At 45.0% G+C, this 12,933-nt stretch carries 8 protein-coding genes; 7 read left to right on the top strand and 1 reads right to left on the bottom strand.

The window, feature by feature from the left end; translation table 11 throughout:
• The first annotated feature begins 339 nt into the window (after nucleotides 1-339).
• Both truC and DVY93_RS07525 read left to right on the top strand, forming a co-directional pair.
• A complete protein-coding gene (truC, locus tag DVY93_RS07530; protein WP_230710065.1) occupies nucleotides 340-1,098 on the top strand; it encodes a tRNA pseudouridine(65) synthase TruC in 759 nt (252 codons plus the stop codon).
• 1,081 nt (nucleotides 1,099-2,179) lie between these two features.
• A complete protein-coding gene (locus DVY93_RS07525) occupies nucleotides 2,180-3,454 on the top strand; it encodes a tyrosine-type recombinase/integrase (protein ID WP_198333574.1) in 1,275 nt (424 codons plus the stop codon).
• Nucleotides 3,455-3,549: 95 nt separating this feature from the next.
• On the opposite strand, the gene DVY93_RS07520 is transcribed toward DVY93_RS07525, so the two are convergent.
• Nucleotides 3,550-4,587, bottom strand: coding sequence for a hypothetical protein (locus tag DVY93_RS07520; protein ID WP_230710063.1), 1,038 nt, complete (start codon nucleotides 4,585-4,587; stop codon nucleotides 3,550-3,552).
• A 230-nt stretch (nucleotides 4,588-4,817) separates the two neighbouring features.
• On the opposite strand from DVY93_RS07520, the gene DVY93_RS07515 reads away from it, so the two are divergent.
• The 5 genes from DVY93_RS07515 (at nucleotide 4,818) to acnD (ending at nucleotide 12,807) form a co-directional block, all read left to right on the top strand.
• Nucleotides 4,818-5,840: a LysR family transcriptional regulator gene (locus DVY93_RS07515; RefSeq protein WP_193004972.1), complete on the top strand. Its 1,023-nt coding sequence runs from the start codon at nucleotides 4,818-4,820 to the stop codon at nucleotides 5,838-5,840.
• A 277-nt stretch (nucleotides 5,841-6,117) separates the two neighbouring features.
• Nucleotides 6,118-7,389, top strand: a complete 1,272-nt coding sequence (locus tag DVY93_RS07510) for an NRAMP family divalent metal transporter (RefSeq protein WP_230710061.1) — start codon at nucleotides 6,118-6,120, stop codon at nucleotides 7,387-7,389.
• 353 nt (nucleotides 7,390-7,742) lie between these two features.
• Nucleotides 7,743-8,636 (top strand): methylisocitrate lyase, encoded by an 894-nt coding sequence (gene prpB / locus DVY93_RS07505; protein WP_193004969.1) that lies wholly within the window; start codon nucleotides 7,743-7,745, stop codon nucleotides 8,634-8,636.
• Nucleotides 8,637-8,734: 98 nt separating this feature from the next.
• Nucleotides 8,735-9,874, top strand: coding sequence for a bifunctional 2-methylcitrate synthase/citrate synthase (gene prpC / locus DVY93_RS07500; protein WP_230710059.1), 1,140 nt, complete (start codon nucleotides 8,735-8,737; stop codon nucleotides 9,872-9,874).
• A gap of 299 nt (nucleotides 9,875-10,173) precedes the next feature.
• A complete protein-coding gene (gene acnD / locus DVY93_RS07495) occupies nucleotides 10,174-12,807 on the top strand; it encodes a Fe/S-dependent 2-methylisocitrate dehydratase AcnD (RefSeq protein ID WP_230710143.1) in 2,634 nt (877 codons plus the stop codon).
• Nucleotides 12,808-12,933 lie beyond the last annotated feature (126 nt).

The following is a 12,933-nucleotide window of genomic DNA, read 5'->3' as shown; positions in this document are numbered from 1 at the left end:
ATTTAAATATAAAAAGCAGACATCTAAGATGTCTGCTTTTTTATTTGCTTACTGGTAATAGAAGATAGCGTGTCATTAGTAAATTAACCTAACAAAAACGACTAACGTTATTTACCATGACATCCATTATGAACACAAGAAGCAGTCTTTGAGAATTTATTTACGATCGTCAGCCTTACTTACATATGGTTGACTCTAATCATCTTTTATTTGTGTACAGCGTCTTTTCTCTAAAAACACAGTGCAAATTTATTATGCCACGACAGGCGCAATAAAAAGAACACATATAAAAGCCAGCAAATATATAATATCCATATTTAAAGTATGGGTACTGAAAATATGGATATCGAAAGCGGCACCGCTAACCAAGTAGAAATCATCTATGAGGATGAATTTTTGGTAGCGATTAATAAAGAGGCTGGTCTCTTGGTGCATCGTAGTTGGCTGGACAAAGGCGAGACGCGCTTTGCCATGCAACTCACCCGTGATGCGGTAGGTTGCCATGTATTTCCGGTACATCGGTTAGACAAACCTACATCAGGCGTATTGTTGTTTGCTAAGAGCTCCGCTGTGGCGCGCAGCCTTACCGAGGCTTTTACTGAACACAAGGTAACCAAGCAGTATTTAGCTGTGGTGCGCGGCTTTATGCCAGAGCAAGGTACCGTTGATTATGCGTTGAGTTTTAAGCCCGATGCCATTGCTGATAAATTCGCCAATTTGGACAAACCCGCTCAAGAGGCAGTGACCCATTGGCGACGTTTGGCACAGATTGAGCTGCCATTTGCAGTGTCAAAAAAGCATGATACTACCCGCTATAGTCTAATGCGCTTAACCCCCGAGACCGGGCGCAAGCATCAGCTGCGTCGGCACATGAGACATTTATTCCATCACATCGTGGGTGATACCAGCCACGGCGATGGACGGCACAATCGATTTTTTCGTACGCAATATGACTGCGCGCGTATGCTGCTACATGCTCAGACTTTAGCGCTCAGCCATCCAGTCACTGGTGAGCCGTTGTTGCTAACAGCGGAATTAGACGATCAATGGATACGCATTATGGAAGAGTTTTCTTGGGTAGAGAGCACTAAAAAATAAGCCGTGTAAAATTTAGGGTTTATCTTAGAAACTCCCTTCAAAGGAGTTGAAGGTTTGGCGTTACAATCAGAGCTTCACGCCCCTAGGAGGACTTGAAGCTTTGATTGTAGGCTACTGGTAACAACGTTTTGACACGCTGAAATAGTCACGATGTACTTTATGGTGTACTTACCACACACATGTTTTACGCGTGAGCGGTGCGCTATATAGAAATCTAACTTTAAAATAAATACTCTAATAAAAAGGAGTTACGAAAATTACTGTTGAATATCCCAAACAGAAATACAAAGGTTGAAAATAACCACATAATTGAAAAGTAGAGTTTGTTTTGGTCTGGAGTCCAACCCCGAGAGCCAAGCCTCTCTGCCATACTAGAATTAGAGAATATAAGCCACCTAAAGAACAAGCAAAGAAGAATATAAAGCGTAATCCATATAAGCATTCTATCTACCTAGTTTTTTGTGTAAAATTTACATACAGAAGGAACTGAGCTGACAGAAGTAACCATTGCCACATTTGGCGAACACTTTTTCTTTATTTTCTAATACCTCTACTCTTACTGAGTTATTCTAGGCGGCTATATCAAAATTAGACCCTAAAGTAATGCCTTCCAAATTTGCACAGAACCCTACTATCACCCTGATTCATAAATTATATGCACGTACGCGAGCATAAATATTATAAAATATACCTTCAATCTATTGCCCTATAAAGCATGCAGACGATAAGAACCCAAATTATCTGAATATAAAAGCCGTTAAAATCCTGTTTAATCCAAGATATAGCCTATTGAACACGCAATCTACTTCCTATTCATTCATTGTGGTACAATTATCCCCAAGGTTCACTTGGGGATAATATTTCTTATAAAACCTACGATTAAAAGCTTTCAATCAAATAATCTATAATTTAGGTGTCCACCTTGGTGTCCAAAAAATTCTATGTATTTTTTAAAAGACACTTTTTAATAAGTAATAAGATCTGTGCAAAGCATCTTCTCAATTTACGCATAATTAGCAAAGAGACAATAATCTTCGCTCTCCTTATTTATCACCATTTATGATGGTTACGGGTACATATCATGGCTGTCGATACTGCATATGACATTAGTAAGCTTGAATGCCGAGATAAAGACTATTCGGTCAGTGTTTCAGGCGTGTCTGGATTAAGCATTCGTATCTCTCCAAATGGCAAAAAAGAATACTACCTACGGTATGCGCATCCGCATATTGGCGGCAAACGACCGCGAATGATGCTTGGTAAGGTGGATGACATCAGTTTGTCTGAGGTTAAGTATCAAGCAGAGACCATACTTGCTACGGTTGCTAAAGGATCTGACCCCAAAGCGATTCAGCAAAAAGAGCAAGTGAATAAATATGCGCACCTAAAAAACGCCACGTTTTCTGAAATTGCACAAGCGTGGCGGGATCATAAGACCGCAGGTCATCACAGAAAATCTAAAAAATCTGCGTTTAGTGAGTCGACCCTCAAATTTTGGGATTTGTGTCTAGGATACATGTGCCAAGAGATTGGCGACCTGAGAATGAACGATATCACCAGCGAGATGATATTAAGCGTCTGCGAGGCAATTCAAAACAATAAAAACCAAGCAGCCTTTGTTGGCGCCAGTACTCGGCTATATACCGAGAAAGTATTCTCATTTGCTGTCGCGCGAGGATTGTGTGATAGAAATGTGGCGATTGATACGCGCGGTGAGCTGGCACCTGCCAATTCCGGCAATCACTTGCCAGCCATTACCAAGCCAGATCAATTCGCGACTCTGTTAAAGGACATGTCTGACTTCAAAGGCGCAAGCAAGATGACACTAGAGGCCATGAATTTACTGCCTTATGTGTTTGTTCGTAGTATCGATTTGCGCTCGATGCGCTGGCAAGATATTGATTGGGACAGCAGCCTATGGGCGTTCTCCCCTACCAAAGGCGAAGGTCGTGATGATATGGTTTCGCACTTAGTGGTGCCTTTAGCCACGCAAGTGATTGAGCGCTTACGACACCTTCAATCCATCAGCGGTCATCAGGAATACGTCTTTGCATCGGCGCGCGCCTCAAACAATGCTTATATTAGCAAAGCGGCGCTGGTGCAGGTGTTTCATCGGCTTGGCTACAAAGATGTGCAGTGCGCGCATGGCTTTCGGGCTTCTGCCAAAACCTTATTGATGGAGCAGCCAGAGCTGCGTTATTCAGACATCGTCACCGAGCTGCAGCTGGGTCATAGAATCAAAGACACACATGGCGGCGCTTACAATAGACTCGATGAGATCGATAGTCGGGTAAAAATGATGCAAGCGTGGGCAGACTATATAGATAGTCTTCGAGGCTCTGCTAAAGAGGTCTAGTGCATTTTATGTAATGACAGCCTCAAAGTGTGACCTGCCAGCTGGCTATCGTAGGTTCTGATAAGCCATTCGACTTAGGATAATTGATTAGCGTACTAATCATTGGTTTCACGATATAACGTGGTCTGCGACTCTTCTCTAAAGTCCTCGTACGTGATGGCGGGCTGAGTCTCTGATTGATCTAAGCTATCTAAGTTATCTAGGCCATTGTCGATGGCTGCTGGTGTTGCAGCCGTACTATTATTGACCGCTCCTTGAGGGTCATCATTCGTTAAGCTGTTGTGTTGTGGCTCAACGGTTGGGAGACTATCAGGGCTGGTATCAGCAAGCAGCGGCTTATCTACCGTAGTTGGGGCAGCGGTACTAACCACGGCTACAGGATCAGTTGCTACCTCATTATTCGTACTTGTCTCAGCTGCATGGAGCGCGTCGCTCTGCGCTGAAGGTGACAGCACCCCTGTAAAAATCAGTATCGCGACGACAATACCAATCAGTAATGAACCAACTACCATACCCATAATCAGCGATTTTTTGTGACTCGCCAGCTTATCATTGTCATGTGCTGGCGCTACTTCTTTAATAGTGGGTTGTATTGGCACATCTTGAGTGTCTAAGTGAGTGTCATCATCAAGTTTATGAGCGGTTTCGTCAGTATCAGAACACATAGGCGAAGCTGGTTCTGTGGCTTGATTGGTGTGATTGAGATCATCATCAAAATTGATATTAAATAGATCGTCATCTAAATCGCTGTTGTCTAAAGAGCTGTCGGTATATTTTGTCTCTTTTTTTATTAGCGGTTCTGATTTAAACGTGTCTTGATCTGGAGACTCATCTGAAAAATCAAAGGTCACGTCTGTTGTTGTAGTGGTTGTACCTGTGGCGTCAAACTGCCCTTTTCTATCATTATCTTGATTGGCAAATGGTTCAGGATTATTTGTACTGAAAGGCGCATCGGCAAAAAAATTGTCAGTGTCGCTATTGTCTTTTTCACCGTCCTCATCACTGTGAACCCGACTGATAAAGCGTTCATAGATATTATTTTTGGTTCGATTACGATAACGCGATTTTTTACTGGCAATTTCCGCCAGTTTTTCCTCAAAATCCGTTGCAATATCTTTTTCTTTGTCGCTCATAGAAGGTTACCAAACCAGTTGATTTTGCTGGTATTAGATGACGGCTAAAATAGAGTTATTATATTTTTTGCTAAAATGTAACAATATCGATGGCAAACAATATAGTTGCTCGCCTCACTATCTTCAAGCACAATTTATTTGATCGATCTCATATCTGTAAATTATATCTAAAAACATACGATCGTTACCCTAAAAAATAGAGACAGTAGATAGCTAACAGGTTTAAGAATATGGACTTAAAACAACTTAATGCATTTATTGCCATCGCAAATTTGCGCAGTTTTAGCGCGGCAGCAGCCCAAACGGGACTGTCACAACCGAGCTTGAGTCGTTTGCTCAAACAGCTCGAGACAGATATGGGTGTGGAATTGATTGACCGTTACCACAGACCATTGCATCTGACCGAGGCTGGGGCATTCTTTTACGATAAAATCAGCGCCATCTTGACAGAGATTGACACTGTCACCAGCATGACCCAGCGGTTATCCGCACCAAGTCCTATCTTAAACATCGGCTTTGTCCCCTCTGTGCTTTATGGTTTGCTGCCTGAAGTCATTGCCATGCTAAAGCAGTCTAGCCCTGATATTGAAGTCAATCTCAAAGATATTAGCTCCTATCAGCAAATGGACGCGCTCAAATCTGGCGACATTGACATCGGTTTTGGGCGCTTCGCTCACCAAGATCCATGGATTCAGCAAATACTACTGCGCCATGAGCGTTATGTGGTGGCCCTGCCCAAAGCGCATGCGTTAGCCCACGTACGTGAACAGCGCTTGATAGACTTGGCAAATAACCGCCTGATTTTGTACCATCAAACCCACTTGCCGATATCAACCACCGTCACAAAACCGAAGTCAACCAAAGGTAATCTCTCAGCCCTCACTCCTGGTACAAAAACCAGCCGTGCCAACAACGAGCAGGCCGTGCTTAGCCAGCCGATTACCGAGCCTTTGCTGCACTTGTTTGCACAATACGGTATTTCACCCTTTATAACCACGACGGTGAGTGACTTACAAGTAGCCCTAGGCTTAGTGGCTGCGGGTGAAGGGATTACGCTTGTCCCTGCCAGCCTACAAACGGTGCGTACCGAACAAATCAGCTATCAACGTTTGGTGCATGAAAACGTTACCTCCCCTATCTATTTACATACCCTCAAAGATTTTGTTCATCCAAACATACCCGATTTGCTGACCGCGATTTATCATGTTTATGAGCAGCGCGGTATCACCTATCGACGTCAGCAGTTTACCTAATAAATAAAGAGGGTCTTGAAATACGCGGTTATTGTCCATGTACTCTTATCATAACTATAATTAGTAAAGAAAAATTAAACAATAGACGCTATATGTAACCTTTCGTTTGTCTTATTAATGAAAATAATCATTATCTCGTATCATTATAGGTGTGCTAAAGTCGCTGCTAGATGTTTCTTTTTGTTTTTTAATTCTCTCTTTCTTATTACTGTTCTAGTTGCAGGCACCCTATCACAGGACAGTGATAGGGTGTCGCTTGCTATAATTTGAGGTATTTATGACTGCACAACGAACACACAACCTTGATAGCGCTGCCAGCCAGGAAGGCTTTAGTTGGCGCATCTTTGGTCCCGGTATTTTGATGGCGACGGCAGCTATTGGTGGCTCGCATTTGATTTCATCCACACAGGCTGGTGCCATATATGGGTGGCAGTTGGCTATTATGATTGTTTTAGCCAACGTTTTTAAGTATCCATTTTTTCGATTTGCCACCGACTATGTTTACGATACAGGCGAAAGCTTAATCGCTGGTTACGCCAAACGCTCCAAGGTATATCTTTGGATATATTTTATTCTATCCATACTTTCAGCCGTGATCAGTACGGGCGCGGTATCGCTGATCGCTGCGGTGATATTGGGCTTTATGCTGCCAGCTTCCTTGGGTCTATCAACGATGGCTTTGTCTGTCATCATCGTTGCCGTGTCGTGGTTCTTTTTGATTGCTGGACATTACAAGCTGCTTGATGGCGTGACCAAATGGATTATGATTGCTCTGACGACAGCGACGGTTGCCGCCGTTATTATTGCTGCGGGCAAGCCGACGGTGATGGCTGCTGATTTTGTCGTTGTTTCACCTTGGAACCTAGCGACCTTAGGGTTTATCGTGGCTCTGATGGGCTGGATGCCAGCGCCGCTTGAATTTGCTGCGATTACGTCTATGTGGACGTCAGCCAAAGTCAAAGCCGATCACACCACGCACCGCCAAGGTTTGCTTGATTTTAATGTGGGTTACACTGTCTCAGCGATTTTGGCGTTGTTTTTCTTATCTTTAGGCGTGTTTGTCCAATATGGTTCAGGGCAAGAAATTGAGCTGGTTGGCGGCGCTTATATCAACCAGTTGATCAACATGTATACGGCGACCATCGGTGAATGGTCCAAACTGCTGGTCGCCTTCGTCGCCTTTATGTGTATGTTTGGCACCACGATCACCTGTGCTGATGGTTATGGCCGTGCCAACGCTGAGTGCTGGCGTTTGCTCAAAGGCGAGAAGGAGATAAACAAAAAACAAATTGCCTTTTGGACGACTTACGCCATCGGTGGCGGTTTGGTGATTATCACTTTCTTTACTGGCCAATTAGGCGCTATGCTCAAGTTTGCGATGATATCAGCGTTTGTTTCGGCCCCTATCTTTGGTTGGTTAAACTATTCATTGGTCACCAAACATAAAAAGCTGTCCTTTGGTATGAATGTGTTGTCGATTGCCGGTTTGATTTTCTTGGCAGGTTTTGCGCTCCTGTTTTTGGCCAATCTTGCCGGTTTATTTGGCTAAGACAAGCAATCTAGATATTCGACCTTAGACAAAAAGCCCTTTTAGCCTCGCTACAAGGGCTTTTTTTTGCCTGAAAACTTTTAACGTTCAATCAATGTGCTTTCCTATTTGTAACTAAATGTAAAAATTTGGTAGTAAAAAATTCTGACGTTTTAGTAATACGAATAGTGACTTATATGAATTACTGTATTTTGGATAATGCTATTTGATAAATAAATAGTATTATTTTAATTAAAATTACTATTAAAAAAATTTAATCAATACTAAGAAAACATCGCTTTGCTGTCATCGATAATTGGGTATAATCAAACCCAATAACGAGAATAATCACCCCTCCATGTAAGGATTAAGACATGACATTACCTTCCGCAGGCGCCCGCTTTCGCAGTGCCCTGACCCAAAAAAACGACAACAACCAACCCCTACAGATCGCTGGTGCTATTAATGCTTATACTGCGATGATGGCGACCCAAGTTGGTCATAAGGCGTTGTACCTCTCGGGTGCTGGCGTGGCAAATGCGTCATTTGGCCTGCCTGATCTTGGTATGACCAGCCTTGATAACGTCCTAGAAGATGCCCGCCGAATCACCGATGCCGTCGATACGCCCTTGTTGGTTGATATCGATACGGGTTTTGGCGGTGCGTTCAATATCGCTCAAACCATCAAAAAGATGGAAAAAGCGGGCGTGGCGGCGGTACATATCGAAGACCAAGTGGCGCAAAAGCGCTGTGGTCATCGCCCAAATAAAGAAATCGTCAGCATCTCAGAGATGGTGGATCGCCTAAAAGCCGCATTAGACGCCAAAACTGACCCTGATTTTGTGGTGATGGCACGTACTGATGCGCTGTCTGTCGAAGGGCTGGATGCGGCTGTTGAGCGTGCGGTGGCCTTTGCCGATGCCGGTGCTGATATGATCTTTGCCGAAGCCCTAACCGATATTGAGATGTATCGTAAGTTTACAGACGTACTCGATATCCCAGTACTCGCAAACATGACAGAGTTTGGTCAGACTGACCTATATACCACTGACCAGCTATACAGTGTGGGGGTCGATATGGTGTTGTACCCCCTATCAGCATTCCGTGCGATGAATAAAGCGGCTTTAAACGTTTATCAGCATCTGTTGAAGGATGGCACGCAACAACAAGTCGTCGATACCATGCAGACCCGTATGGAGCTGTATGATTTCTTAAATTACCATGAGTTTGAACAAACACTAGACAAGCTGTTTGCCGATAATAAATGATCATAAGCAGCGTTTTTTAAGTGACAATGTTAAGTGACACTGTTTTTTAATCCATTGTAATAACCCGTTAAAAAGCTACCAACAAAAGGAATGGAAACATGGCAGCACAAAACCAATCAGCAAAAGTATTGTCAGGCGCAGGTCTTCGCGGGCAAGTCGCGGGCAAGACCGCCCTATCTACCGTGGGTAAATCAGGATCTGGATTGACCTATCGTGGCTATGACGTATCAGAGCTGGCGGACAAATGTATTTTTGAGGAAGTGGCGTATTTGCTGCTTTATGGCAACTTACCCACGCAAAGTGAATTAGACGCTTATCAAGCCAAGCTAAAAAAACTGCGCGGCCTACCGCAAGCGCTAAAAGACGTGCTTGAGCGCATTCCTGCCAGCGCCCATCCAATGGATGTGCTGCGTACTGGCTGCTCAATGCTTGGCAACCTTGAGACTGAAACTGACTTTTCTCAGCAAAATGATCAAACTGACCGTATGCTGGCAGCGTTCCCATCCATCATTAACTACTGGTATCGCTTTAGTCACGACAATGTACGTATCGAGACTGACACTGATGATGACACCATTGGCGGGCACTTCTTGCATCTGCTCAAAGGTGAAAAACCCAATGCGCTCCATGAAAAAGTCATGAACGTCTCACTCATTTTGTATGCAGAGCACGAGTTTAACGCCTCGACCTTTACCGCGCGCGTGTGTGCCTCTACCCTATCTGACATCCATTCTTGCATTACCGGCGCGATTGGCTCACTACGAGGCCCGCTGCATGGCGGTGCCAATGAAGCAGCCATGGACATGATCGAAGGTTTCAGTTCACCTGATGAAGCCGAGTCAGAGATGATGGGTATGCTGGCGCGTAAAGATAAAATTATGGGCTTTGGTCATGCCATCTATAGCGAATCAGATCCGCGTAATGTGGTGATTAAAGGATGGGCTGAAAAACTGGCCGCTGACGTTGGTGACGAGGTGTTATACCCTGTATCAGTACGCTGTGAAGAAGTGATGTGGCGCGAGAAAAAACTGTTCTGTAATGCTGACTTTTTCCATGCGTCTGCTTATCACTTTATGGGTATCCCAACCAAGCTATTTACCCCAATCTTTGTCTGTTCACGCTTAACTGGCTGGGCGGCACACGTGTTTGAGCAACGTGCCAATAACCGTATCATTCGCCCAAGTGCCGAATATACTGGCGAAGAGTTGCGTCCTGTACCAGATATGAGTGCGCGTTAGATTTGTTACTATCGGCTAGCGATGGTGCTGGCTGATAGACGTATGACGACCCAGCTTTGCCGCCTGTATCAAGGTTTAGGCTGGATCGTCACACGCTCATCCTTTTTAGGTAACCCTACAACTGCGTCTTTCTAATTTCCCATGATATTTTTTAGCAAAGCCTACTAGTGTGAATGATGATATAGCGGGTTTTGCTAAAACATAACGCTTTTACGTCATTGTAATGTTTGACACTCGAGTATTAATTCAAATCAGCCAACAGCCAAAGGTGACTTATGGACAACGCCCTCGTACAACCCATGAATGACTCATTCAAAAAGCCACTTCCGGGAACGGATCTTTATTATTTTGACACACGCGCTGCTGTCGAGAGTATTGAAGCGGGCGCCTATGACAAGCTACCGTTCTGCTCAAAAGTACTGTGTGAAAACTTGGTTCGTCGTTGCCCGCCAGAAGACTTAACAGCTGCCCTAAAGCAGCATATCGACCGCAAGCAAGACCTTGATTTTCCTTGGTATCCGGCGCGCGTCGTTTGTCATGATATCTTGGGTCAGACGGCCTTTGTTGATTTGGCCGGCTTACGTGATGCCATCGCTGAGCAAGGCGGTGATCCCTCTAAAGTAAATCCAATTGTGCCGACCCAGCTGATCGTAGATCACTCATTGGCCGTTGAGCACGGCGGTTTTGAAGAGGATGCTTTTGAAAAAAACCGTGCCATCGAAGAGCGCCGTAACGATGACCGCTTTCATTTTATCAACTGGTGTCAGTATGCCTTTGATAACGTCAACGTCGTACCACCTGGTAACGGCATCATGCATCAGATCAACCTAGAGAAAATGTCACCTGTCGTACAGGTCGTACAGAACAAAGCCGGTGAAGAAGTTGCTTTTGCTGATACTTTGGTCGGTACGGACAGCCACACACCAATGGTCGATGCGTTAGGCGTTATTTCAATCGGTGTGGGCGGACTTGAGGCCGAAAGCGTGATGCTCGGCAACCCATCTTATATGCGCTTGCCAGACTACGTTGGCGTCAAATTAACGGGCAAATTGCAAAAAGGCATTACGGGCACGGATTTGGTGCTTGCCATGACCGAGTTTTTGCGCGATGCAGGCGTGGTCTCTACTTATATTGAATTCTTCGGTGAAGGCGCGCGCCAGCTGACAGTAGGCGACCGTGCCTCTATCTCTAATATGACGCCTGAATATGGCGCAACGGCGGCCATGTTTTATATCGATGAGCAAACCATCGACTATTTACGTCTGACGGGTCGTAGTGAAGATCAAATTAAATTGGTTGAGCAATATGCCAAGCAGACAGGCCTATGGGCTGATGGCATGGAAAACGCTGAGTACGCACGCGTACTTGAGTTTGACTTGTCATCGGTCGTGCGCAACATGGCAGGGCCTTCACGCCCGCATGCCCGTGTCTCTACCACAGATTTGGTTGCCAAAGGTATTGCGCATGGTGCTGATGAAAAACTGCCTGAACCAAAAGACGGGCTTATGCCAGATGGCGCGGTTATTATTGCTGCTATTACCAGCTGTACCAACACCTCAAACCCACGCAACATGGTTGCCGCAGGCCTCGTCGCCCGTAACGCCAATGCCAAAGGCTTATTGCGCAAGCCGTGGGTGAAGTCCTCGCTAGCCCCTGGCTCAAAAACCGTAAAAATGTACCTAGAAGAAGCAGGCCTGATGCCTGAGCTACAAGAAATCGGCTTTGATGTGGTCGGTTTTGCCTGTACCACGTGTAACGGCATGAGCGGTGCGCTTGATCCTGATATCGAAAAAGAAATCATCGATAACGATTTATTTACCACAGCGGTGCTGTCTGGCAACCGTAACTTCGATGGTCGTATCCATCCTTATGCCAAGCAAGCATTCTTAGCATCGCCACCATTGGTCATCGCTTATGCCATCGCGGGTAACATTCGTTTTGATATCGAAAAAGACGCGTTGGGTCAAGATCAGGACGGTAATGACGTGTATCTAAAAGACATCTGGTTCGATGATGATGAAGTGGATGCTATCGTTGCCGCCGCTGTCAAGCCTGAACAATTTAATGCCGTTTACATCCCAATGTTTGATGAAGCCAAAAAAGACACGGGTAAAGCCTTAAGTCCGCTATATGACTGGCGAGAAATGACCACATATATCCGTCGCCCACCGTATTGGGAAGGCAAAATGGCCAAGAAAAACGCCCTCACCGGTCTGCGTCCGTTAGCGGTATTAGGAGACAACATCACCACCGATCACTTGTCACCTTCTAATGCTATCTTAGGTGATTCCGCGGCTGGCGAGTATCTTGATACCATGGGCCTACCTGCTGAGGACTACAACTCTTATGCGACCCATCGCGGTGATCATTTGACCGCGCAGCGTGCTACTTTTGCCAACCCAAAACTACTCAATGAGATGGTACGCGACGATAATGGTGAGATCGTTCAAGGGTCATACGCCCGTGTTGAACCAGAGGGCCAAGTCATGCGTATGTGGGAAGCGATTGAGACCTACATGAACCGTGAGCAGCCACTGATTATCATCGCAGGTGATGGCTATGGTCAAGGGTCAAGCCGTGACTGGGCTGCCAAAGGCGTACGTTTAGCAGGCGTGGAAGTGGTTGTCGCTGAAGACTTTGAGCGTATCCATCGCCAAAACTTGGTTGGTATGGGCGCCCTACCACTACAATTTGAAAAAGGAACCACCCGCGATACTTTAAATATAGATGGCACAGAAATATTTGATGTTATTGGTGATGTATCGGCTGGCGGGCTCATGACCTTAGTCATCAACCGTGCTGACGGTAGCAAAACGGAAGCGCCTATTATCTGTCGCCTTGATACAGCAGATGAAGTCAAAATGTACAATGCGGGCGGTATGCTACAGCGCTTTGCCAAAGAGTTTATCGAAGGGACCTTAGATATTGCGTAATTTTTAGCATGACACGCAGATCAATATAAAAAGTGCCGATGTTGTATAGCGTAGTTATATGACATCGGTTTTTGTTTGCTTGCAACCTCTAAACTTAGCCTTTTTACTAATATCTAACATCTAAGT

This window comes from Psychrobacter sp. CCUG 69069 (genome assembly GCF_021023115.1).
GTDB classification, from domain to species: Bacteria; Pseudomonadota; Gammaproteobacteria; order Pseudomonadales; family Moraxellaceae; genus Psychrobacter; species Psychrobacter namhaensis.
The sequence above is the reverse complement of the archived record's forward strand: the minus strand, read 5'-3'. Positions and strand labels throughout refer to the sequence as shown.